Source organism: Pseudomonas sp. DSP3-2-3 (genome assembly GCF_049898225.1).
GTDB lineage: Bacteria > Pseudomonadota > Gammaproteobacteria > Pseudomonadales > Pseudomonadaceae > Aquipseudomonas.
The window spans coordinates 180,433-202,405 of sequence record NZ_JAFCXH010000008.1; the positions used below are offsets into that span (position 1 = coordinate 180,433).

Consider the following 21,973-nt stretch of genomic DNA (forward strand, 5'->3'; position numbering starts at 1 on the left):
AAAAGCCTGCCTCTTTATGCACTGGCAATAAGGAGAAAGCGGTATGCAAGTCAACATCAGTGGACATCAACTGGATGTGACCGACGCCCTACGCGACTACATCACCGAAAAACTCGGACGACTGGAGCGCCACTTCGACAAGATAACCAATGTGCAGGTCATCATGGAGGTCGAGAAGCTGAAACAGAAAATCGAAGCCACCCTGCACATCCCCGGCGCGAAGGTAGTCGCCAATGCGGAACATGACGACATGTACGCGGCGATTGACCTTCTGACCGACAAGCTAGACAGACAATTGCTCAAGCATAAGGAAAAGCAGATCGGCCACCTCCAGGGTGCGACGGCTCGCTGATACCCCCACACATGATCCGACTCGAAAACATCCTGACCCCCGGCCGTTCACTCGTGAACGTGCCGGGCGGCAGTAAGAAACGCGTACTTGAACAGATTGCCAATCTGATCGGCAGAGAAGTGCCTGATCTGGACTCGCAAACCCTGTTCGAAAGCCTTGTTGCCCGCGAAAAACTCGGGTCTACCGGCTTTGGTAACGGCATCGCCATCCCGCATTGTCGCCTGAAGGGTTGTCACTCGCCCATCAGTGCGTTGCTGCACCTGAACTCACCGGTTGATTTCGATGCCATTGATGGCGCGCCTGTGGACCTGCTGTTTGTCCTGCTGGTTCCGGAAGCTGCCACCGATGCACACCTGGAGCTCCTGCGCCAAATCGCCAGCATGCTTGATCGCAAAGAAGTGCGTGACCGTCTGCGCAGCGCTGAAAGCAATGAAGCGCTTTATCAGGTGGTACTGGACGAGCAGAACGGGCATTAACCATGCGCATGATTATCGTCAGTGGCCGTTCAGGCTCCGGCAAGAGCACGGCCCTGGATGTACTGGAGGACAGCGGCTTCTATTGCGTTGACAACCTCCCCGCCGGCCTGCTGCCTGAGCTTGCCGAACGCGCGCTGATCAACACGGAACTGGCCGAGCCACTGCTTGCGGTTTCCATCGACGCGCGCAATCTGCCAAGCCACCTGACCCGCTTCCCGCAGATGCTTGAGGAAGTACGCTCGCGCAACATTCAGTGCGATGTGCTTTACCTCGATGCCGACGAAGCAACCCTGTTCAAGCGCTTCTCGGAAACCCGCCGCCGCCATCCGCTGAGCACCGCAAATCGCTCGCTTGCGGAGGCGATCCGCGACGAAACCACGTTATTGGGCCCGATCATCGATCTGGCCGACCTGAAGATCAACACCACGCACCTGAACCTCTATCAGTTGCGCGACACGCTGAAACTGCGCCTGCTGAACAAGCCGGAACCGGGCACTGCATTCTTGATTGAGTCGTTTGGCTTCAAGCGTGGCATGCCGGTGGATGCTGATCTGGTTTTCGATGTCCGCTGCCTGCCCAACCCCTACTGGAAGCCGGAACTGCGCGAACAATCGGGCCTCGACCAGCCGGTTATCGACTACCTTGCTGCGCAGCCCGACGTCGAGGAAATGTTCCAGGACATTTTCACCTACCTCAACAAATGGCTACCCCGCTTCGCTGCCAGCAATCGCTCCTATGTCACCATTGCCATTGGCTGCACCGGCGGGCACCACCGCTCTGTTTACCTGACCGAGCGCCTCGGCCAGGTCCTGCATCAATCTCTCAAGAACGTTCAGGTCCGTCACCGCGACCTAAGCTGAAAGGACTTCCACTGCGATGCCCGCTCGTCAAATAACAATCATCAACAAGCTCGGCCTGCACGCCCGCGCCGCCGCCAAATTCGTCGGCGTAGCCGGAAGATTCCCTTGCCAGATCAGAGTCGGCCGTTCGCCTGAAAGCATGGTCGATGGTAAAAGCATCATGGCCGTCATGATGCTCGCCGCCGGCAAAGGCACCGAAATCTACCTGTCGACCGAAGGCGAGGAAGAAGACGCTGCGCTGGATGGCCTCGTCGAGCTGATTGACAACAAGTTTGATGAGGGTGAGTGATTAGCGCCTCAGCGCACTCAGCTCAACTCGCAAAATTTTCGATTTTTATCTGTCCGTCCGTCCGGGAAAAAATCCGAAACCTTATTCAGGTTCCGAATTCGGGATGCAGCGCACCGGTCAGACTTGATTCAGGAATCAACCCTTCTTCACAAACTCCGACTTCAGCTTCATCGCGCCGATGCCGTCGATCTTGCAGTCGATGTCGTGATCGCCGTCGACCAGGCGGATGTTCTTGACCTTGGTGCCGACCTTGACCACCAGCGAGGAGCCTTTGACTTTCAGGTCCTTGATGACGGTAACGGTGTCGCCGTCTTGCAGCGTGTTACCTACTGAGTCCTTGATCACCTTGACGTCGTCGGCAGCTTCGGCAGTTCCTTCGGCGGACCATTCGTGCGCGCATTCCGGGCAGATCAGCATCGCGCCGTCTTCGTAGGTGTATTCGGAATTGCATTTCGGGCAGGCAGGTAAGCTCACGGTGATTCTCGCGTCAAAGGATAAAAACCATGGATTATAAGGGGTTTTTCCCGATGCCGGTGGACGAATCCCCGCAAGCATTCGTCGAACGCGCGCTCAGACCAGCGCGGTATCCATCACCATCATCAGGCAAAAACCGGAAATCAGCCCAAGGCTGGCAATCTTGTCATGCCCGTTACGACGGGATTCCGGGATGATTTCCTGGGTCACCACCAGCAGCATCGCACCTGCCGCAAAGGCCAGGCCCAGCGGAAGCAACAGCTCGGCGATGGCGACCAGCCAGGCACACAGCAAGGCGAACACCGGCTCCACCAGACCGGATGCGGCACCGATGAGGAACGCCTTGAAACGCGACATCCCTGCGCCCGCCAATACCAATGCGATGACCAGCCCTTCCGGCACGTCCTGAAGGGCGATCCCCATGGCCAGGCTGTCGGCATCGGGCAGACCGCCCCCCGCAGAAACACCAATGGCCATGCCTTCCGGAATGTTGTGGGCAATAATCGCGATGACGAATAGCCAGATGCGTGGCGCAATGACCGGCAACTCGGAGGAGCCACTGAGCGGCGAGCCTTTGGAGACACTGTGGTCGACCACGAACAAGCCAATCGCACCGAGAAAAATCCCCAGACTGACCAGTCCGCCAGCGCCCCAAGGCGAAAATCCAAGGCCTTCAGCGGCGCTAAGGCCCGGCACGATCAGCGAAAACGCCGTCGCGGCCAGCATCACTCCGGCGCCGAAGCCCAGCAGACCATCGGAAACTGCCACTGGCATATTGCGAATAACCAGCACCGGCACTGCGCCCAACGCGGTCCCCAAGGCGCATATCGCGCCGCCTTCCAGCGCGCGCATCAAGCGCGGCTCCAGGCTGAGCCAGCTCAGACCTTGCGAGACCAACAGCGCAGTGCCGGCCAGCAGCAGAATCGAACCCAATGCCAGGCGAAACAAACGCCCGCTGCTGATCGTGACTATTTCCGTGCGCATAAACTGCCTTGGATCGGTGGTGGAAAATCAGGCCAGAGCGGCCTGGTAACGCCGGGAGACTTCGGCCCAGTGGATGACGTTATAAAACGCGTTGATGTATTCCGGACGGCGGTTCTGATAGCGCAGGTAGTAAGCGTGCTCCCATACATCCAGGCCCAGGATTGGCGTATTGCCGTTCATCAACGGGCTGTCCTGATTGCCGCTGCTTTCGACCACCAGCTTGTTTTCCGGGGTGATACTCAGCCAGGCCCAGCCGCTGCCGAAGCGGGTCAACGCCGCTTTGGTAAACGCATCCTTGAACTGCTCGAAACCGCCCAGTTGTTCATCTATGGCCTTGGCCACTTCGCCCTCAGGCAAACCACCACCTTTTGGCGTCATGACCGCCCAGAACAGCGAATGGTTGGCGTGCCCGCCGCCCTGATTGATGACCGCCGGGCGCAGTTTTTCCGGCAACTGCTGCACCGCGGCCACCAGCTTCTCGATAGGCCACTCAGCCCATTCAGTGCCTTCGACGGCAGCGTTGAGGTTGTTGATGTAGGTCTGGTGATGCTTGGTGTAGTGGATTTCCATGGTCTGCGCATCGATGTGCGGTTCCAGGGCGTCGTAGGCGTAAGGCAAGGCAGGCAAGGTAAACGGCATATCAATGTACTCCGTGGGAATGGCCGAAAGTGGTGGCGGCGTTGCGCTGCAATGACACCCGCGCGTGCTCGCCGCCGCTGCTCAGCAGCCGATGGGTCCGGGGGTATTCGCCGTGTTCACTGATGAACGTCAGCAATTCGGCGTAGGTTTTGCTGCTGTGCCGTAGCGCCGCTTTGCGTAGCGCGGGCGTGAAATGCGCGTCCTGCATGACGTGTAGCAAACGCTGGTGGATGGCGCAGAGGTATTCCGCGCTCTCCTCCGGCTGCTTCAGGCTCAGATGCAGGTCGGCCAGGTTGTGATGGGAAATGACGCACGCCGCCACGGCTTCGTCAGGGTTCGGCCAGCGGTCGAACAACACTTGGGCCAGCGCCAGCGCCTGTAGATACAACTCACGGGCGTCAACCAGCTCACCGAGATTGAAACAGCGATTGGCACGTTCGATAGTGCGTTTCCAGTGCTCCATGGCGCGACTCCTCAAGCAGTGGCTGGCAAGCGTCAGATCCCGCCAGCGGTCAGTTTTTCCGGATCGAGCAGCGTTTCCAGCTGGCTACGCTGCAAGTCGGTGTGTTCAAGGGCGACATTAATAATCGGCCGCCCTTGCTGGTAGGCGGTCTTGGCGATCTCGGCGGCCTTCTGGTAGCCGATGATCGGATTCAAGGCGGTCACCAGGATCGGATTGCGCGACAGCGCTTCCTTGAGCCTGGCTTCGTTGACCTTGAAGGTGGCGATGGCTTTGTCGGCCAGCAGACGGCTGGAGTTGGCCAGCAACTCGATGCTGCTCAGCAGGTTGTGGGCGATGATCGGCAACATCACATTCAGTTCGAAATTGCCCGACTGGCCAGCGACAGTGATGGCGGCGTCGTTGCCGATGACTTGCGCGGCAACCATGGCGGTGGCTTCCGGGATCACTGGATTGACCTTGCCAGGCATGATCGACGAACCCGGCTGCAAGGCTTCAAGTTCGATCTCACCCAAACCCGCCAGTGGTCCGGAATTCATCCAGCGCAGGTCATTGGCGATTTTCATCAGCGACACCGCGGTGCCCTTGAGCTGGCCGGATACCGCGACGGCGGTGTCTTGCGAGCCGATCAGCGCGAACAAATCCTTGCCCGGCACGAACTCAACATGGCTCAGGCGACTCAGGTGGGTGCTGAAACGCCTGGCGAACTCAGGATGCGCGTTGATCCCGGTGCCCACCGCCGTGCCGCCCTGCGCCAGAGCTTGCAGGCTCGGCAACAAACCTTGCAGGTGTTCGATATTGGCGCGGATCTGCTGCGCCCAGCCGTTCAACACCTGGCTCATGCGTACTGGCATGGCATCCATCAGGTGCGTGCGGCCGGTCTTGATGAAGGGATAAACCTCGACAGCCTTGCGCTCGATCACCTCAACCAGATGGCTCAGCGCCGGCAGCAGTTGCTCGTGCAGCGCCAGCGCCGCGCTGACATGAATCGTGGTGGGAATGATGTCGTTGCTGCTTTGCCCGCAATTCACGTGATCGTTCGGATTGACCGCCTCGCCCAGCACACGGCTTGCCAAGGTCGCGATGACTTCGTTGGCATTCATGTTGGTGCTGGTGCCGGACCCGGTCTGAAATACATCCACCGGGAAGTGCGCCATGTAATCCGACGCCAGCAGATCCTGGCAAGCGGTGACGATGGCCGAGCTCTGCGCTTGAGAAATCTGCTCCAGTTCCAGATTGGCCTGGGCCGCAGCCGCTTTAGCGAGCAGCAATGCCCGGACGAATTGCGCCGGCATGCGCAGATTGCTGATGGGAAAATTATTCACCGCACGCTGAGTCTGCGCGCCATACAGAGCCTCGGCCGGCACCTGCAATTCGCCCATGCTGTCGCGTTCGCCACGGGTATTACTCATCGGAATATCCTTGCACCAGTTCAGTAAGAGAAATCGAGGGTTGCAGCACGCAGGTCGCCAGTTGCCGGGCCAGCGCGTGCACGCGTTGCTGCTCCGCGCAGGACGTGGCAAGCGCCTGAAGATCGCGCAACGGTCGCCAGGCCTGATCGACGCATAAGCAGCGCCAATGCCAGGGCAGAACCGTGTCGCGGGCGGTATCCAGCAAGGTGCGGAAGGAAGTTTCAGCAATCATTGCGCGAGGCGTGGCCGTGAAACGCGCCAGATAGCGGCCTTCAGCCAGGTAATGGTCGATCAGCCGCGGCTCGTCAGGATCGAGGGCGCAACGGACTCTCAGACTCAAGCCGCGCCAGTTCTCCAGGTGCGGCGGCAACGCGTGCAAGGCAGGACGCATGAAACCCGTCTCATTTACGTAATGATATTCATTATTAAATGATATTGAGAATCAAAACAACCATAGAGAGGACGCGGATATAGATCTGTTGGAGCGAGGCTTGCCCGCGAATCAGGCACCTCGGTGACCAGATCTGGCGCGTTATCGTTCTTCGCGGGCAAGCCTCGCTCCAACGAACACGTTTCAATTCAAAAGGTTAGGTGTTGATTGATGAGAGCCAACTTGTTGGCGAGACGAATATTGCCTCGCCAACAAGTTCGCTGCTACAGCGGCTCTGGAAAAGTGGATCAGCTACCCGCAACCGTCATTTTTTCGATCAATACCGAGCCGGTGCGAATGTTGCTGCGCAGTTCCAGGTCGTTACCGACGGCGACGATCTGTTTGAACATGTCGCGCATGTTGCCCGCAATGGTGACTTCCTGAACCGGGAACTGGATTTCGCCGTTCTCGACCCAAAAACCCGCCGCGCCACGGGAATAGTCGCCCGTGACCATGTTCAAGCCGCTGCCCATCAGCTCGGTGACCAGCAGGCCGCGCCCCATGCGACGCACCAGCGCAGCCTGATCTTCGCTGCCGTGAGTGACGAACAGGTTGTGTACGCCGCCAGCGTTGGCCGTGCTTGGCAGATTCAGTTTACGGCCCGAATAGGTGCTGAGGATGTAGGAAACCAACTCGCCGCCTTCGACGAAAGGCTTGGCGTACGTCGCCAGACCGTCACCGTCAAAGGCTGAACTGCCCATCGCGCGCATCAAATGCGGACGCTCGTCGATGGTCATCCATTCCGGAAACAGCCGCTGGCCCATGGCGCCTTCGAGGAACGAAGACTTGCGGTACAGGTTGCCGCCGGAAATGGCCGCGAGGAAACTGCCGAACAGACCACCGGCCAATTCTGCGGAAAACAGCACCGGCACTTCACAGGTCGGCACCGGCCGCGCGCCCAGACGGCTCGCTGCACGCTCTGCGGCCTTGCGTCCGATACTTTGCGCGTCGGCCAATAGTTCGCCCTGGCGGCTCACGTCGTACCAGTAATCGCGCTGCATCTGGCCTTCGCCTTCAGCGATCATGACGCAGCTAAGGCTGTGCCGGGTCGACGAATAACCACCGATGAAACCATGACTGTTGCCGTAGACACGACAGCCCTGATGCGTGCTGAGCGTGGTGCCATCGGCATTCTTGATCCGGCTGTCGGCATCGAAAGCGGCTGCTTCGCATACCAACGCTTTCTCGATGGCCTGTTCCGGGGTGATGTCCCAGGCGTGATACAGGTCGAAATCCATCTGCTCCCTGGCCATCAGCGCGGCATCAGCCAGGCCTGAGCTTTCGTCTTCCGAAGTGTGCTTGGCAATCGCCAGCGCTGCCGCGACGGTTTCGCGAATGGCATCCGCGCCGCTGGCCGAGGTGCTGGCTGAGCCTTTGCGCTGACCAACGTACAAGGTAATGCCGAAACCCTGGTCGCGATTGAACTCGACCGTTTCCACTTCTCGCTGGCGAACCGAGGTCGACAGGCCCTGCTCCAGCGACACCGCCACTTCGCAGGCGCTGGCGCCCTGGCGCCTGGCTTCGGCGATGATTTGTTCCACTTGTTCCTGCAGTGCGGGCAAGGCCTGTGGGCCAACGCTTTGTGATGCACTCATGACTTTCTCCATCAAATTCTGCTTTCGGCACAGGCCGAGTACCGACCGGGCCGGACAAGCGGCCCCCGACTGGTTATCATGGCGGCGTTTATTTGCGGACTGCCCCCATGGTTGATTCTTACGACGACTCCCTCGACGGGGAGAAAAGCAAAACTCAGGTCAAACGCGAGCTGCATGCTCTGGTTGATCTTGGCGAACGCCTGACGACGCTCAAGCCTGACTTGCTGGCCAAGCTGCCGTTGACCGACGCCTTGCGCAAGGCCCTGGCCGATGCGCCCAAGCACACGGCCAACATTGCGCGAAAACGGCACATCATGTTCATCGGCAAGCTGATGCGCGATCAGGATCAGGACGCCATTCTGGTGTTGCTTGATCAACTCGATGCCTCCACTCGCCAATACAACGAACGTTTTCATGGTCTGGAACGCTGGCGTGATCGTTTGATCGCCGGTGACGACGCCGTTCTGGAGAAGTTCGTCGGCGAATACCCGGAAGCGGATCGCCAGCAACTGCGCTCCTTGATTCGCCAGGCTCAACACGAGCTTGCGCAAAACAAGCCGCCGGCCTCCAGCCGTAAAATCTTCAAATACATTCGTGAACTGGATGAGAAGGTACGCGGCTTGCGCTAGCTTCCTGTGGGACCGGCTTTAGCCGGGAAGATGTCTTCCCGGTTAAAGCCGGTCCCACAAAAGCCGGTCCCGCAACCTCTACCTATCAACCGCCCGTGCCGCCTACCGTGATCGCATCGATCTTCAGGGTCGGCTGACCCACGCCTACCGGAACCGACTGGCCGTCCTTGCCACAGGTGCCGACGCCGCTGTCCAGCGACAAGTCATTACCCACCATCGACACCTTGCTCATCGCCTCCGGGCCGTTGCCAATCAAGGTCGCGCCTTTGACCGGGGCAGTGATCTTGCCGTCTTCGATCAAATACGCTTCGCTGGTGGAAAACACGAACTTGCCGCTGGTGATGTCGACCTGGCCACCGCCGAGGTTGGCGCAATAGATCCCGCGCTTCACCGATGCAATGATTTCCTGCGGGTCGCTCTGCCCGGCCAGCATGTACGTGTTGGTCATGCGCGGCATCGGCAAGTGCGCATAGGATTCGCGGCGACCGTTACCCGTCCGCGCCACGCCCATCAGCCGTGCGTTGAGCTTGTCTTGCATATAGCCCTTGAGAACGCCGTTTTCGATCAGCGTGGTGCATTCGGTCGGCGTACCTTCGTCATCGACGCTCAGCGAACCGCGACGACCGGCCAGCGTACCGTCATCAACGATGGTGCACAGTTTGGACGCGACCATTTCACCCATGCGTCCGCTGTATGCGGAACTGCCCTTGCGGTTGAAGTCGCCTTCCAGACCGTGACCCACGGCTTCGTGAAGCAACACGCCCGACCAACCGGAGCCCAGCACCACTGGCAAAGTGCCGGCCGGTGCCGGAATGGCTTCCAGGTTGACCAGCGCCTGACGCAGCGCTTCCCGCGCATAACCCATGGCGCGGTCGTCGCTGAGGAAATAACGGTAATCGGTACGCCCGCCGCCGCCATGCCCGCCGCGCTCACGACGGCCGTTCTGCTCGACGATCACGCTGACGTTGAAGCGCACCAGCGGTCGTACATCGGCGGCCAGGCTGCCATCAGTGGAGGCGACGAGAATGCGCTCCCAAACCCCGGCCATGCTGACGGTCACCTGCTGGATACGCGTATCCAGAGCGCGGGTGGCAACATCGACACGCTTGAGCAGTTCGACCTTCTCCGCGCGCGTCATGACTTCCAGCGGGTTGTCCGGCGCGTACAACTGGGCAACATCCTGGGTCGTGAACGCCTGAACGGTGCCATTTTGCCCGGCACGGGAAATCGAACGCGCCGCGCGCGCCGCCGTGCTCAAGGCTTCATGGGTAATCGCATTGCTGTAGGCAAAGCCGGTTTTCTCACCCGATTGCGCCCGCACCCCAACGCCTTGATCGAGATTGAAACTGCCTTCCTTGACGATGCCGTCTTCCAGCGACCATGACTCGGAAATCTGCCCCTGGAAATACAGGTCAGCCGCGTCGATGCCCGGGCCGGCCAGCTCGCCCAGCACCGATTGCAGGCTGTCGAGGGTCACGCCGCCGGGGGCCAGAAGGTGTTCGCTGACTGAGGACAAGTCGCTCATATTCACTCCGAGGTCTGCACAGGCCGCAATGCGTCCTGCGAAAAAAAGCGCCGGTGACTGGACACCGGCATCCGCGCCCGTATGGACGCCTGTTCATCAATGTCGCGTTCGCCCAGCAGCACCGCTTCACCCTGCGCCTGCTCGGCCAGCACTCGACCCCAGGGGTCGACGATCGCGGCGTGCCCATAAGTTTCCCGAGGTCCCGGATGAACCCCGCCTTGCGCGGCCGCCAGCAGATAACACTGGGTTTCAATGGCTCGCGCACGAATCAAAATGTCCCAATGCGCCGCACCGGTAACGGCGGTGAAGGCCGACGGTGCGGTAATCAATTCGGCGCCCGCTTCACGCAAGGCGCTGTACAGCTCAGGGAAGCGCAGGTCATAACAGACGCTCAAACCCAGCCGACCCACGGGCGTGTCGACAACCACCACGTTATTGCCATGAGCGTAGTCATCCGATTCCCGATAACGACCCCGATTGTCCGCCACGTCCACATCGAACAGGTGCAGCTTGTCGTAACGCGCCACCTGTTCGCCGTGCTCATCGATCAACAGCGAGCAGGCGGTGACTTTGCCGTTCGGCTGATCACCGGGCGGCAGCGGCAAAGTGCCGGAAACTATCCATAAGTTGAGGTCGCGAGCGGCCAGTTTCAACCATGGCAGGATAGGACCTTGTCCTTGAGCCTCGGCGCGACCGATATCGGCGACGTCGCGACGGCCCATGGCAGCGAAGTTTTCCGGTAATACCGCAAGCCGTGCGCCGGATGCCGCAGCCTGCTCCAGCAAGCGGCGCGCCTGGTCCAGATTGCCCAGGACATCGCTCTGACTGACCATTTGAATCACGGCAAAAGACATGGCGCACTCCGCTGATGACAGGCCACCACTGTACTCCATGGCGTGTTATTGAGGTTTCTCAAAAGGCTTGTCGAAGGTGATCTTCGGTTCTTTCCACGGCCCTTCGACCTTGTACTGCACACTGGCAAACCGCGCGACCCGGTCACCCAGCAGCTTGTCCACCAGGAACAGCGCGCCGCCAATGGCCGGAGCGCCGACGATCAGCGCTGCAATCGGCAGATTGTTGGTCACCGGCAAGGTCACCAACAGCTTGGCGTCGACCCGGTCCTTGACCATGTCCAGTGTGCCGTCCAGCTCCAGGTTGCTTGAAGGCCCGGTCAAGGTGATCGGCTTGCGCGTCACGTAGACGCCATCACTGGACACCAGCAACCCTTTGACCCGGTCGTAGCTCAGGCCTTTGCCGAGCAAATCCGAGAAATCCAGACGCAAACGACGACCAATGGAGTTGAAGTTAAGCAGACCGAAGACCCGCAGCGCTGCGGCGCCACCTTCGACTTCGACGAACTGGCCGCTGCGCAAGGTTGCGTCCAGGCTGCCGGAGAAGCGCTTGAGGGCGACCCACGCCGGAGAGCCGGGCCAGCGGCCATCAACGTTCAATTCGAAATCTTCACTGGTGACCGTTGGCGCAAATCCCCAGCCTTTGAGGACGTCGGCGAGATTCTTGCCATCCAGACGGCCTTTGTACCAACTGCTGCTGGAACCCGGCGCGCCTTCCCAGACGCCCTCGCCTTGCAACAGCATGCCTTTGAGGCCCATGTCCATATCCAGGAAGCGGATGCCGGTGGCGGTCGGCCGGGTTTTCAGCGACCACGCGCCGACCAGCTGCTCACCCTGAAACACCTGGGTGATCTTGATATTCATCGCTGGAATCCTGGTCGGGTCGACATCGGCCAATGGGTCCGGCGCGTTTTCGATGACTGCGGCATTCGGATCAGCAGCGGGCAGACGCACGTAAAGCAGGTCAATACCGATGGGCGCAGTTTTCGCATCGGGAATGCTCGCGCCGCCCTTGATCAGTTGACTGTCCAGCGACAACCCCCACGCGGTGTCGCTGCGCTTGAGCTGGACACTGGCTTGATCGAGGGTGGTGCCCATGGCCGTGAGCTTGCCGATTTGCAGGTCCACATTGTTAACCAACTGTTTGGCGCTGCCGCCCGGATCATTGCCAGCGTAACGTTCGACAACCGCTTGCCATGGCGCCACATCCAGTTCCGACAGAGAACCGCGCACGCGCAGCCCCTTGGCATCGGGAACGATGGCGCCGCCGTTGCCGAGGAACAATTCACCGCGCCCGTCCGCCAGTTTCCCCACGGGAGAGGCAAACGCCAGATTGGCGAGGTTCGCGTAGGCGAAGCCATAACGGCGCTCGGCGCCTTGCAAGGTCATGCGAAATTCGCTGTCACGGCTTTCATCGGCGGCTTTGCCGAACGGTGCCGGCAAATCGATAACCACGCCTTTGAGGCTGGAATTGATCTTCAACTGGCTGTCATTGCCCAGCGTCAGTTGCAGCTGATACGGCAGATCGCCCGACACCGGCAGCGCCTGGGTCACGCCCAGCCATTCGGTAAGTTTGGGCAGCGTGATCTGGCCATTGGCGACCACTCGGGTAATGTTTGCCCCCGGTTTGCCCTCGGCAGCGATTTCCGCCGTCACCGGACGATCAAAGGCTTGCGCCCGCACGCCCTTGCCGCTCAGGCCCTTGGCGTTGTCAAAACGAAATTCACCCTTGAGCCGAGTCAGTTCCAGGACTGGATCGCTAAGTTTCAGCCGCGCCCCGTCGGTACTGAAATCCACCGCGATCTTCGGCTCCTGGCCTTTGACCAGCGGAATATCCAGCTTCAGCTTGCCTTGCAGCGGGCCCTCGCCTTGCCAGCCGGCAAAAGTGCTGGCGGTACCGATGGGCGCTTCCTGGAGAATCTTCACGCCATCAGCCAGACCACCGGCAAAGTCACCGTCCACCAGCAAATGACTGTCCTGCCCGGCTGGCACATGCGGGATATTCACCAACACGTTGCTGACCTGGGTATTGAGCAACTGGCCTTTGCTGGCCTTGATGCGCACGCCGCTGTTTTCCACGTAGACCTTGCCGTTGACGCCGGTCAGCTGCGGCCAGCCCGGCTGGAACGCCAGGGTCGCGTCACGCACTTTGAAGAACAGGCTGATCACCCGCGCGGTGTCTGGCGCGCCCTTGTTCAGAGAGCCTTGATACTGAAAGAAACCCTGGTCGACCTTGCCAGCCAGAATCGCCGTGCGCAGCCATTCGTCCAGCGCAGGGCTGAGGACCGCCGGCAGGTATTTGCTGGTATAGCTGCCGTCGCCATCGACCATACCGACCCGCAGGTCCATGTAATCTTCCTGGCTGTGATCCAGATGTATGCGAATCAGGAAATCCGCCGCAATCTTGCCTTCGTCGCCGAGCACCTTGATGTACGGCGCAATTAACGTGAACGCTTGCTCATCCAGACGCCAGGTCAGACGCGCATTGGCTTTCGGGTAGGTCCAGGGTTTGGCGAAGATCGGGTCCAGATGCAGCATGAAATCTTCGCTGGCCAGCCGCAGTTCGCCCTGACCGAGATCGCCGCTGATCGCGCCGCTGACATTCCCGGCGGCGGGTGCGCCGTGGTAGGCGTTGAAACCGACCTTGTCCAGATTGGCGGCGAAGCTCAGGCGTTTGTCGCCGGTGGCTTGCGGGCGGAAATCCAGCAATACGTTGCGCAGACCGCCGGTGACCTTGAGGCTGTCGATGACGACCATCAGCTTGTCCGGCAGCGGCGCCAGTGAATCAATCAACGGCGTGACCGGCGTCAGGTCCAGACGATCGGCCTGAACATGCCAGAGTTCTTCCTTGTCGGCCGCGGCCGCCTGTTGGTTGAGCTGAATCCGGCTTTCCCAGCGCTTGGCACCGAGGTCCATGGCGAGGGAACCCAGGGTCACGTCGAAACCTGTTTCATTGCGTTTGAACCAGGCATTGAGGGCCAGATTGTTGATCGTCGAAGCCTTGCGTTCGGCGTAGCCTGCCTTGACCTGCGGAGCGTTGAGCCGCGCCACCGCGCTCTGAATCGTACCCTTGCCCCAGCTCAACCAGAATTCGCCGCCCGCCTTGAGGGTGGAGACTTTCCACTCACGGGTCAGGGTTTTCGGCAGCCATTGCGCCCATTCGCTCTGCGGCAAGCTCAGATAAACATCGGCCTCGCCTTGTTGCCATTTGTCGGCCTGAATGCGCGAACGCAGGTTCAGGGCCACGGGCTGGCCGTCCGGCAACGTCAGCCGCGCATCGAGACGCTGGTGATAACTGCCGGTGGCGAGGCTGAGGTTCACGTAAGTCAGCGTGAGTGGCGCCTGTCCGAACGGCTGCAAGGTAATCTGACTATTGAGCAACGACAGACGCGACACCATCTGCATCTGGGTCAGGACCTGTTGCGGATCGAACGGCTTGTCATTGCTGACCGGCAAACCCTGCAGCGCCCAGCGCCCATCCTGATCCTGTTTCAAGCTCACTTGCAGGCCGTTGACTTCAAGATGCGCGATGCGTACTTCCCGGGCCAGCAGGCTCGCCCACAAGTCAGGCACCGCGCGGATCTGATCCAGGCGAACCGTAGCCGCACCCTCGCCCAGCATCACATCGTGAGCGACGAAAATGGGCGCAAAACCACTCCAGCTGCCTTCCAGCCTGCCGATTGCCAACGGCATGCCCAGCGCGGCGCGAGCCTTGCTCTCGACTTCAGCGCGGTATTCGGAGATCAGCGGCGTGAGTTGACGGCCAACACTGACGTAAAGCGCCGCCAGCACCAGAACCAGCGCGCACAGCATCAGCCCCCAACGCGTCAGGGTGGCAAAAAAACGTGTCAGACGCTCCATGTCCAAGAGCCTCCGCGCCGGGGTCCGCAAAGTTCAGCTTGCGTGAAATGGGCCCGGCTCAATCGTGCAGGTGCGAGTACGTCCGGGTTTTGCTCATTTGCCACGCATAATTCTCGTTATTAGGGCGTCCTTGCCACTGGCCCTGAGGCACTGTTCTCGATACATGTTCACTACGTGCAAGGTCAGAGCAACACCACGTCGTATTGTTCCTGGGAATACATGGTTTCTACTTGAAAACGAATGGTACGGCCAATGAAGCCTTCCAGTTCCGCGACGTTTCCCGACTCTTCATCGAGCAGTCGATCCACGACACGCTGGTTGGCCAGCACCCGATAACCCACCGCCTGATAGGCCCGCGCTTCGCGCAGGATCTCGCGGAAGATTTCGTAGCAGACGGTTTCCGGGGTCTTCAGCTTGCCACGACCCTGACAACTGCTGCACGGTTCACACAAAACCTGTTCGAGACTTTCCCGGGTGCGCTTGCGGGTCATTTGCACCAGACCCAGCTCGGTAATGCCGATGATATTGGTCTTGGCGTGATCCCGTTCAAGCTGTTTTTCCAGCGTACGCAGAACCTGGCGTTGGTGCTCGCCGTCTTCCATGTCGATGAAATCGATAATGATGATGCCGCCCAGATTACGCAGGCGCAGCTGGCGGGCAATCGCGGTTGCCGCTTCCAGGTTGGTCTTGAAAATGGTTTCTTCGAGGTTGCGATGGCCGACGAACGCACCGGTATTGACGTCGATGGTGCTCATGGCCTCGGCCGGATCGATCACCAGATAGCCGCCGGACTTGAGCGGGACCTTGCGCTCCAGGGCCTTCTGGATTTCATCCTCGACACCGTACAGATCGAAAATCGGCCGTTCACCCGGATAGTGTTCCAGGCGATCAGCGATTTCCGGCATCAGTTCGGCAACGAATTGCGTGGTCTTCTGGAAAGTTTCCCGCGAGTCGATACGAATTTTCTCGATGCGCGGGCTGACCAGATCGCGCAAGGTGCGCAGCGCCAGGCCGAGATCTTCGTAGATCACGCTGGGTGTCGAGGCGGACTTGATCTGCTCGCCGATCTGGTCCCAAAGCCTGCGCAGGTAGCGAATATCCATGAGGATTTCGTCGGCACCGGCACCTTCGGCAGCTGTGCGCAGAATGAACCCGCCCGCTTCCTTGATACCTTCGAGGGCAACGCAATCGGTCACGACTTTTTTGAGTCGCTCGCGTTCGGCTTCATCCTCGATCTTCAGGGAAATGCCGACGTGGGCCGTGCGCGGCATGTACACCAGATACCGCGAAGGGATCGACAACTGCGTGGTCAGACGCGCGCCTTTGCTGCCAATCGGGTCCTTGGTGACCTGCACCACAAGACTCTGACCTTCGTGGACCAGCGAGCTGATGCTCTCCACGGACGGGCCTTCGCGCATGGATATTTCCGAGGCGTGAATGAACGCTGCCCGGTCCAGGCCGATATCGATGAATGCGGCTTGCATACCGGGCAATACCCGCACGACCTTGCCTTTGTAGATATTGCCGACGATGCCGCGACGCTGGGTCCGCTCGACGTGGACCTCCTGCAGAACACCGTTTTCCACCACCGCCACGCGCGACTCCATCGGCGTGATGTTGATCAGGATCTCTTCACTCATGACTTGTCACCTTCCAGGCATTGCCAACAGGGTATGCCGAAACGGCCAAGCAGTTCTGCGGTTTCGCACAGCGGCAGCCCAACCACAGCGGAATAACTGCCTTGCAAGCCCTCGACGAAGATCGCCGCCAGACCCTGGATAGCATAGCTGCCAGCCTTGTCCCGAGGTTCGCCGCTGGCCCAGTAAGCTTTTGCTTCATGTGTCGCGATGCTGCGAAAACGTACGCGGCTGCTGACGGTTCGGGTTTCGCAGCGTTGCCGGTCGAGCACCGCTATGGACGTAAGCACTTCATGCTCGCGCCCGGACAGCGCCCCCAGCATGGCCAGCGCATCGGCTTCGTCCACCGGCTTGCCGAGAATCTGGCCATCGAGCACTACGGCGGTGTCGGCGCCCATGACGCAAGCGCCATCGTCAGCCAAACCATCATCGCTCAGCTGTGCAAGCCCGGCCTCGGCCTTGCCCCGCGCCAGACGCTCGACATAGGCCACGGCCGACTCGTTGGGGAATGGGGTTTCGTCGATCTGCGCGCTGAGCACAGTAAAGGGCACGCCGATCTGAGTGAGTAATTCACGGCGGCGCGGTGAGCCAGAAGCCAGATGAAGCTGGGGCATGAGGACATCTCCGTGTCGATGATGGTGAACGCCATCCTGATACAACCGCGTTCGCCCAATGGCTCGTTAGTTGATTCTCAAACGCTTGCGCAACCCGCGCAGGCCATAACTGACCCAAGGCCACAACAGAGCGCTGACCAAGGCTGGCAGCACCAAAGCAAGCGTCGGCTGGCGATTGCCGGTCAGGGCGCTGAGCCACAATTGCGCCAGTTGCGCGAGACCGAACACGACCAGGAGAACCAGACATTGCTGCCAGATGGGGAACATTCGCAGGCGTTGATGCAAGGTCATCACCAGAAAGGCAATCAGGCTCAGGATCAATGCATTCTGACCGAGCAGCGTGCCGTACAAGACGTCTTCCATCATGCCCAGCATCCAGGCGGTGGTCATGCCGATTTTATGGGGCAGCGCCAGGATCCAGAAGGTCAGCAGCAGCGCCAGCCACAACGGCCGGAAGATTTCCATGAATTGCGGCAGCGGCGAAACGCTGAGCAGCAGGCCAATCGCGAAAGTGAGCCAGACGACCCACCCATTGCGGGCCGGAGCATGACTAACCATCGATTCTCTCCCGAGTGGCGGCGGGCGCGGCAGCCGGTGGTTTTGTAACGGCAGGAGGGGTAGCCGGCGTTGAGGCAGGCTTGGCCGGCGGCTTGCTGGCGGGTTTGCTGGCCGGCTTCGGTGCGGTAGTCGCAGGAGTTGTCGGCGAATGCGTCGGCGCAGCAGTGCCTGGCTTCACTGGCGTGGTCGCGGCTGGAGCGGCGCCCGGTTTGACTGGTGCAGTGGCAGCGGGAGCTGTGGTCCCGGAACCCTGGGTGGCTGCAGGCTCGGCAGCTTTTTCGGCGGACTCCTGAGCCTGGGCGGCTTCGGCGGCGCGCTCTTCCGGCGAACGCCCGTCGGAGAACACCAGCAGCAGGTAACGACTGCGATTCAAGGCAGCGGTCGGCACGGCACGAACAATGGCAAACGGCTGGCCGGAATCGTGAATCACTTCCTTGACCGTCGCCACTGGATAACCGGCCGGGAAACGCTGGCCGAGGCCAGAACTCACCAACAGATCGCCTTCCTTGATATCCGCCGTGTCTGCCACGTGCCGCAGTTCCAGGCGCTCCGGATTACCGGTGCCGCTGGCAATCGCGCGCAGGCCGTTACGGTTGACCTGCACGGGAATGCTGTGGGTGGTGTCGGTCAGCAACAGGACGCGAGAGGTGTACGGCATCAGTTCGACGACTTGCCCCATCAGGCCACGGGCATCGAGCACCGGCTGGCCGAGGACCACGCCATCGCGCTCGCCTTTGTTGATGATGATTCGATGGGTAAACGGGTTCGGGTCCATGCCGATCAGCTCGGCGACTTCGACTTTTTCGTTGACCAGCGCCGAGGAATTGAGCAACTCGCGCAGACGCACGTTCTGCTCGGTCAGGGCTGCCAGTTTTTGCAGGCGCCCTTGCAGAAGCAAAGCCTCGGTCTTGAGTTTTTCATTTTCGGCGAGCAGTTCGGTGCGACTGCCAAACTGGCTGGCGACGCCTTGATACAGGCGTTGCGGCAAATCGACTACCCAGTAGGACTGCATCAGGACCAGCGACATCTGGCTACGCAGCGGTTTGAGCACGGTAAACCGGGCATCGACCACCATCAGCGCTACCGATAACACGACCAGCACCAGCAGGCGCACGCCCAGCGACGGGCCTTTTGTGAAAAGCGGTTTAATAGGCCGCTCCTCCAGGGCAAGATTTCAATTGGCTGTGCTTATTCATGCGGCATTGAACCGGCCTGGACAGATGAGAAAGTGAACACCGGATTTCGGCGTCAGCCTAACGCATACAGGTAGCCAAAGCGCTACCTGTAAACATAAGGCTGCCTGAAGTGCTGCCAGCAATCACTCGCTGGAAAGCAGATCCATGGTGTGCTTATCCATCATTTCCAGCGCACGGCCACCGCCACGCGCTACACAGGTCAACGGGTCTTCGGCAACGATCACCGGCAAACCGGTTTCCTGGGCCAGCAGTTTGTCCAGGTCGCGCAGCAAGGCGCCACCACCGGTCAATACCAGACCGCGCTCGGCGATGTCCGAAGCCAGTTCCGGCGGCGATTGTTCCAGGGCGCTTTTCACGGCCTGAACGATGGTCGCCAGGGATTCCTGCAACGCTTCGAGCACTTCGTTGGAATTCAGTGTGAAGGCACGTGGAACGCCTTCGGCCAGGTTGCGGCCGCGTACGTCGACTTCACGCACTTCGCCGCCCGGATAGGCGGTACCAATTTCCTGCTTGATGCGTTCGGCAGTCGATTCACCGATCAGGCTGCCGTAGTTACGACGAACATAGGTGATGATCGCTTCGTCGAAACGGTCGCCGCCAACCCGTACGGATTCGGCGTAAACCACACCGTTCAGGGAGATCAGGGCGATTTCAGTGGTACCACCACCGATATCGACAACCATCGAACCGCGTGCTTCTTCAACCGGCAGACCGGCACCGATAGCAGCAGCCATTGGCTCTTCGATCAAAAATACTTCACGAGCACCGGCACCGAGCGCCGATTCGCGAATGGCGCGACGCTCAACCTGGGTGGATTTGCATGGAACGCAAATCAGCACCCGAGGGCTTGGCTGCAGAAAACTGTTTTCGTGAACCTTGTTGATAAAGTACTGCAGCATCTTTTCGCACACGCTGAAATCGGCGATCACGCCGTCTTTCATAGGGCGAATGGCTGCGATGTTGCCAGGAGTCCGGCCGAGCATGCGCTTGGCTTCCATCCCGACAGCAACGACGCTTTTCTGGTTTCCGTGGGTCCGAATGGCCACAACTGATGGTTCATTCAGAACGATACCGCGCTCACGCACGTAAATAAGGGTGTTGGCAGTGCCCAGGTCGATAGACAGATCGCTGGAAAACATGCCACGCAGTTTCTTGAACATGGGAAAGGGACCCTAGGGAACGCGTGGGTAAAAAAGTGCGGCAAACTCTAACAACGACAGGGATTTTGGGCAAGGAGCCAATATGCTAAATTAGCGGCTTTTCCGAGCATGACCCTAGACGTTCGCGGCCTTATGACCGTAGAAATGCGATAGTGTTCGCCAATCTAACACACGGATCCATTTCGTAAGCATTCCACTGGAGAACCCCATGGCGCTTGATCGCTCTGACGTGGAAAAGATCGCTCATCTGGCCCGACTTGGCCTGAATGACGCCGATATCCCGCGTACTACCGAAGCATTAAATAATATTCTTGCGCTGGTTGATCAGATGCAAGCGGTCGATACGACCGGTATCGAGCCGCTGGCGCACCCGCTGGAAGCGTCGCAACGCCTGCGCGAAGACGTTGTTACCGAGCAAAATCATCGCGAGACTTACCAAGCCATCGCACCAGCGGTCGAACACGGCCTTTATCTGGTTCCGAAAGTCATCGAGTAAGGGAATGAGCCTGCAATGCATCAAATGACTCTGGCCGAGATCGCCCGCGGACTCGCCGAAAAAAAGTTTTCTTCTGAAGAATTGACCCGCGTCCTGCTCTCGCGCATCGCGCAGCTCGACCCGCAGATCAACAGCTTCATTACCCTCACCGAAGACCTGGCCATCACCCAGGCGCAGGCCGCTGACGCACGTCGCGCCGCCGGTGAAAATAATCCGTTGCTCGGCGCTCCGCTGGCCCACAAGGATTTGTTCTGCACCAAAGGCATCCGCACCAGCTGCGCGTCGAAGATGCTCGACAACTTCAAGGCGCCCTACGACGCCACCGTGGTTGCCAAACTGGCAGCAGCGGGCACCGTGACCCTTGGCAAGACCAACATGGACGAATTCGCCATGGGTTCGGCCAACGAGTCGAGCCACTATGGCGCGGTGAAAAACCCGTGGAACCTCGAACACGTGCCCGGCGGTTCGTCCGGTGGTTCGGCTGCAGCTGTTGCTGCCCGATTCCTGCCCGCTGCAACCGGCACCGACACCGGCGGCTCGATTCGCCAGCCCGCCGCGCTGACCAACCTCACCGGCCTGAAACCGACGTACGGTCGGGTTTCCCGCTGGGGCATGATCGCTTATGCGTCGAGCCTCGATCAGGCCGGCCCACTGGCCCGCTCGGCCGAAGACTGCGCGCTGCTGCTGCAAGGCATGGCCGGTTTCGACCCGCAGGATTCCACCAGCATTGACGAGCCTGTGCCCGATTACAGCGCCAGCCTCAATCAGTCGCTCAAAGGCTTGCGCATCGGTATCCCGAAAGAATACTTCGGTGCAGGTCTCGACCCGCGTATCGCAGAGCTGGTTCTGGAAAGCGTCAAGGAGCTGGAAAAACTCGGCGCCGTGGTCAAGGAAGTCAGTCTGCCGAACCTGCAACACGGCATCCCGGCCTATTACGTAATCGCGCCCGCTGAAGCCTCGTCCAACCTGTCGCGTTTCGACGGAGTGCGTTTCGGCTATCGCTGCGAAGACCCGAAAGACCTGACCGATCTGTACAAGCGCTCCCGCGCCGAGGGTTTCGGCCCGGAAGTGCAGCGCCGGATTCTGGTCGGTGCGTACGCACTGTCCGCTGGTTATTACGACGCGTATTACCTGCAAGCGCAGAAGATCCGTCGCCTGATCAAGAACGACTTCATGAGCGCCTTCACCGAAGTCGACGTGATTCTCGGCCCAACCACGCCTAACCCGGCCTGGAAAATCGGCGCGAAGAACAACGATCCGATTTCCGAGTACCTGGAAGACTTCTACACCATCACCGCCAACCTCGCGGGTCTGCCGGGCTTGTCCATGCCGGCGGGTTTTGTCGAAGGTTTGCCGGTCGGCGTGCAGTTGCTTGCCCCGTACTTCCAGGAAGGCCGCCTGCTCAACGTTGCCCATCAATACCAGCAAGTCACCGACTGGCATTTGCGCGCGCCGACAGGCTTCTAAGGAGAAAC

At 59.9% G+C, this 21,973-nt stretch carries 22 protein-coding genes; 7 read left to right on the forward strand and 15 right to left on the reverse strand.

Annotated elements, in window-relative coordinates:
* Window positions 1–43: 43 nt before the first annotated feature.
* The 4 genes from hpf to ACP7E4_RS12165 are packed head-to-tail and all read left to right on the forward strand — an operon-like array spanning window position 44 to window position 1,977.
* Entirely contained in the window at window positions 44–352 is a 309-nt protein-coding gene (gene hpf / locus ACP7E4_RS12150) for a ribosome hibernation-promoting factor, HPF/YfiA family (protein WP_426113676.1), read from the forward strand.
* A gap of 11 nt (window positions 353–363) precedes the next feature.
* Window positions 364–828 carry a PTS IIA-like nitrogen regulatory protein PtsN gene (gene ptsN, locus ACP7E4_RS12155; protein WP_426113674.1) on the forward strand — a complete coding sequence of 155 codons (465 nt, stop codon included), beginning with the start codon at window positions 364–366 and terminating at the stop codon, window positions 826–828.
* 2 nt (window positions 829–830) lie between these two features.
* Window positions 831–1,688, forward strand: coding sequence for an RNase adapter RapZ (gene rapZ / locus ACP7E4_RS12160; protein ID WP_020292915.1), 858 nt, complete (start codon window positions 831–833; stop codon window positions 1,686–1,688).
* Between the two features lie 16 nt (window positions 1,689–1,704).
* Window positions 1,705–1,977, forward strand: a complete 273-nt coding sequence (locus tag ACP7E4_RS12165) for an HPr family phosphocarrier protein (RefSeq protein ID WP_426113672.1) — start codon at window positions 1,705–1,707, stop codon at window positions 1,975–1,977.
* A 135-nt stretch (window positions 1,978–2,112) separates the two neighbouring features.
* Here ACP7E4_RS12165 and ACP7E4_RS12170 read toward each other — a convergent pair whose 3' ends face one another.
* The 7 genes from ACP7E4_RS12170 to pmbA all read right to left on the reverse strand — a co-directional run bounded on the left by ACP7E4_RS12170 (window position 2,113) and on the right by pmbA (window position 7,971).
* The gene (locus ACP7E4_RS12170; protein WP_331150860.1) at window positions 2,113–2,451 is read right to left on the reverse strand and encodes a zinc ribbon domain-containing protein YjdM; all 339 of its coding nucleotides are present in this window, start codon (window positions 2,449–2,451) and stop codon (window positions 2,113–2,115) included.
* A 96-nt stretch (window positions 2,452–2,547) separates the two neighbouring features.
* Entirely contained in the window at window positions 2,548–3,435 is an 888-nt protein-coding gene (locus tag ACP7E4_RS12175; protein ID WP_426113670.1) for a ZIP family metal transporter, read from the reverse strand.
* 27 nt (window positions 3,436–3,462) lie between these two features.
* The gene (locus tag ACP7E4_RS12180; RefSeq protein WP_426113668.1) at window positions 3,463–4,074 is read right to left on the reverse strand and encodes a superoxide dismutase; all 612 of its coding nucleotides are present in this window, start codon (window positions 4,072–4,074) and stop codon (window positions 3,463–3,465) included.
* Between the two features lies 1 nt (window position 4,075).
* Window positions 4,076–4,537 (reverse strand): hypothetical protein, encoded by a 462-nt coding sequence (locus ACP7E4_RS12185; RefSeq protein ID WP_426113666.1) that lies wholly within the window; start codon window positions 4,535–4,537, stop codon window positions 4,076–4,078.
* 32 nt (window positions 4,538–4,569) lie between these two features.
* On the reverse strand, window positions 4,570–5,946 hold the full coding sequence (locus ACP7E4_RS12190; protein ID WP_426113664.1) for a class II fumarate hydratase: 1,377 nt from the start codon (window positions 5,944–5,946) through the stop codon (window positions 4,570–4,572).
* Window positions 5,939–6,337, reverse strand: coding sequence for a FagA protein (locus tag ACP7E4_RS12195; RefSeq protein ID WP_426113662.1), 399 nt, complete (start codon window positions 6,335–6,337; stop codon window positions 5,939–5,941). The genes ACP7E4_RS12190 and ACP7E4_RS12195 overlap by 8 nt, the downstream gene beginning before the upstream one ends.
* A gap of 287 nt (window positions 6,338–6,624) precedes the next feature.
* Complete coding sequence (pmbA, locus tag ACP7E4_RS12200; protein WP_426113660.1) at window positions 6,625–7,971, reverse strand: metalloprotease PmbA; 1,347 nt, start codon at window positions 7,969–7,971, stop codon at window positions 6,625–6,627.
* Between the two features lie 107 nt (window positions 7,972–8,078).
* Here pmbA and yjgA point away from each other — a divergent pair, with 107 nt between their 5' ends.
* The gene (gene yjgA, locus ACP7E4_RS12205; protein WP_426113658.1) at window positions 8,079–8,600 is read left to right on the forward strand and encodes a ribosome biogenesis factor YjgA; all 522 of its coding nucleotides are present in this window, start codon (window positions 8,079–8,081) and stop codon (window positions 8,598–8,600) included.
* An 85-nt stretch (window positions 8,601–8,685) separates the two neighbouring features.
* Here yjgA and tldD read toward each other — a convergent pair whose 3' ends face one another.
* The 8 genes from tldD to mreB all read right to left on the reverse strand — a co-directional run bounded on the left by tldD (window position 8,686) and on the right by mreB (window position 20,002).
* On the reverse strand, window positions 8,686–10,125 hold the full coding sequence (gene tldD / locus ACP7E4_RS12210; RefSeq protein ID WP_426113656.1) for a metalloprotease TldD: 1,440 nt from the start codon (window positions 10,123–10,125) through the stop codon (window positions 8,686–8,688).
* Window positions 10,126–10,127: 2 nt separating this feature from the next.
* Window positions 10,128–10,979 (reverse strand): carbon-nitrogen hydrolase family protein, encoded by an 852-nt coding sequence (locus tag ACP7E4_RS12215; protein ID WP_426113654.1) that lies wholly within the window; start codon window positions 10,977–10,979, stop codon window positions 10,128–10,130.
* A gap of 45 nt (window positions 10,980–11,024) precedes the next feature.
* The gene (locus tag ACP7E4_RS12220) at window positions 11,025–14,837 is read right to left on the reverse strand and encodes a YhdP family protein (RefSeq protein ID WP_426113652.1); all 3,813 of its coding nucleotides are present in this window, start codon (window positions 14,835–14,837) and stop codon (window positions 11,025–11,027) included.
* A 182-nt stretch (window positions 14,838–15,019) separates the two neighbouring features.
* On the reverse strand, window positions 15,020–16,477 hold the full coding sequence (rng, locus tag ACP7E4_RS12225) for a ribonuclease G (RefSeq protein ID WP_426113650.1): 1,458 nt from the start codon (window positions 16,475–16,477) through the stop codon (window positions 15,020–15,022).
* Window positions 16,474–17,088 carry a Maf family protein gene (locus ACP7E4_RS12230; protein WP_426113648.1) on the reverse strand — a complete coding sequence of 205 codons (615 nt, stop codon included), beginning with the start codon at window positions 17,086–17,088 and terminating at the stop codon, window positions 16,474–16,476. Before ACP7E4_RS12230 ends, rng begins: the two co-directional genes overlap by 4 nt.
* A gap of 66 nt (window positions 17,089–17,154) precedes the next feature.
* A complete protein-coding gene (gene mreD, locus ACP7E4_RS12235; RefSeq protein WP_426113646.1) occupies window positions 17,155–17,646 on the reverse strand; it encodes a rod shape-determining protein MreD in 492 nt (163 codons plus the stop codon).
* Window positions 17,639–18,796 carry a rod shape-determining protein MreC gene (gene mreC / locus ACP7E4_RS12240; protein ID WP_426113943.1) on the reverse strand — a complete coding sequence of 386 codons (1,158 nt, stop codon included), beginning with the start codon at window positions 18,794–18,796 and terminating at the stop codon, window positions 17,639–17,641. The genes mreD and mreC overlap by 8 nt, the downstream gene beginning before the upstream one ends.
* A 168-nt stretch (window positions 18,797–18,964) precedes the next feature.
* Window positions 18,965–20,002, reverse strand: coding sequence for a rod shape-determining protein MreB (mreB, locus tag ACP7E4_RS12245; protein ID WP_020292894.1), 1,038 nt, complete (start codon window positions 20,000–20,002; stop codon window positions 18,965–18,967).
* A gap of 208 nt (window positions 20,003–20,210) precedes the next feature.
* Here mreB and gatC point away from each other — a divergent pair, with 208 nt between their 5' ends.
* Both gatC and gatA read left to right on the forward strand, forming a co-directional pair.
* The gene (gene gatC, locus ACP7E4_RS12250) at window positions 20,211–20,498 is read left to right on the forward strand and encodes an Asp-tRNA(Asn)/Glu-tRNA(Gln) amidotransferase subunit GatC (protein ID WP_020292893.1); all 288 of its coding nucleotides are present in this window, start codon (window positions 20,211–20,213) and stop codon (window positions 20,496–20,498) included.
* Between the two features lie 15 nt (window positions 20,499–20,513).
* A complete protein-coding gene (gene gatA / locus ACP7E4_RS12255; protein ID WP_426113643.1) occupies window positions 20,514–21,965 on the forward strand; it encodes an Asp-tRNA(Asn)/Glu-tRNA(Gln) amidotransferase subunit GatA in 1,452 nt (483 codons plus the stop codon).
* The last annotated feature ends 8 nt before the right edge of the window (window positions 21,966–21,973 follow it).

Excerpts from the sequence above, each read along its gene's own strand:
- hpf (WP_426113676.1), top strand. The coding sequence starts at position 44 with ATGCAAGTCAACATCAGTGGACATCAACTGGATGTGACCGACGCCCTA.
- ptsN (WP_426113674.1), top strand. The coding sequence starts at position 364 with ATGATCCGACTCGAAAACATCCTGACCCCCGGCCGTTCACTCGTGAAC.
- rapZ (WP_020292915.1), top strand. The coding sequence starts at position 831 with ATGCGCATGATTATCGTCAGTGGCCGTTCAGGCTCCGGCAAGAGCACG.
- ACP7E4_RS12165 (WP_426113672.1), top strand. The coding sequence starts at position 1,705 with ATGCCCGCTCGTCAAATAACAATCATCAACAAGCTCGGCCTGCACGCC.
- ACP7E4_RS12175 (WP_426113670.1), bottom strand. The coding sequence starts at position 3,435 with ATGCGCACGGAAATAGTCACGATCAGCAGCGGGCGTTTGTTTCGCCTG.
- ACP7E4_RS12180 (WP_426113668.1), bottom strand. The coding sequence starts at position 4,074 with ATGCCGTTTACCTTGCCTGCCTTGCCTTACGCCTACGACGCCCTGGAA.
- ACP7E4_RS12185 (WP_426113666.1), bottom strand. The coding sequence starts at position 4,537 with ATGGAGCACTGGAAACGCACTATCGAACGTGCCAATCGCTGTTTCAAT.
- ACP7E4_RS12190 (WP_426113664.1), bottom strand. The coding sequence starts at position 5,946 with ATGAGTAATACCCGTGGCGAACGCGACAGCATGGGCGAATTGCAGGTG.
- ACP7E4_RS12195 (WP_426113662.1), bottom strand. The coding sequence starts at position 6,337 with ATGCGTCCTGCCTTGCACGCGTTGCCGCCGCACCTGGAGAACTGGCGC.
- pmbA (WP_426113660.1), bottom strand. The coding sequence starts at position 7,971 with ATGAGTGCATCACAAAGCGTTGGCCCACAGGCCTTGCCCGCACTGCAG.
- yjgA (WP_426113658.1), top strand. The coding sequence starts at position 8,079 with ATGGTTGATTCTTACGACGACTCCCTCGACGGGGAGAAAAGCAAAACT.
- tldD (WP_426113656.1), bottom strand. The coding sequence starts at position 10,125 with ATGAGCGACTTGTCCTCAGTCAGCGAACACCTTCTGGCCCCCGGCGGC.
- ACP7E4_RS12215 (WP_426113654.1), bottom strand. The coding sequence starts at position 10,979 with ATGTCTTTTGCCGTGATTCAAATGGTCAGTCAGAGCGATGTCCTGGGC.
- ACP7E4_RS12220 (WP_426113652.1), bottom strand. The coding sequence starts at position 14,837 with ATGGAGCGTCTGACACGTTTTTTTGCCACCCTGACGCGTTGGGGGCTG.
- rng (WP_426113650.1), bottom strand. The coding sequence starts at position 16,477 with ATGAGTGAAGAGATCCTGATCAACATCACGCCGATGGAGTCGCGCGTG.
- ACP7E4_RS12230 (WP_426113648.1), bottom strand. The coding sequence starts at position 17,088 with ATGCCCCAGCTTCATCTGGCTTCTGGCTCACCGCGCCGCCGTGAATTA.
- mreD (WP_426113646.1), bottom strand. The coding sequence starts at position 17,646 with ATGGTTAGTCATGCTCCGGCCCGCAATGGGTGGGTCGTCTGGCTCACT.
- mreB (WP_020292894.1), bottom strand. The coding sequence starts at position 20,002 with ATGTTCAAGAAACTGCGTGGCATGTTTTCCAGCGATCTGTCTATCGAC.
- gatC (WP_020292893.1), top strand. The coding sequence starts at position 20,211 with ATGGCGCTTGATCGCTCTGACGTGGAAAAGATCGCTCATCTGGCCCGA.
- gatA (WP_426113643.1), top strand. The coding sequence starts at position 20,514 with ATGCATCAAATGACTCTGGCCGAGATCGCCCGCGGACTCGCCGAAAAA.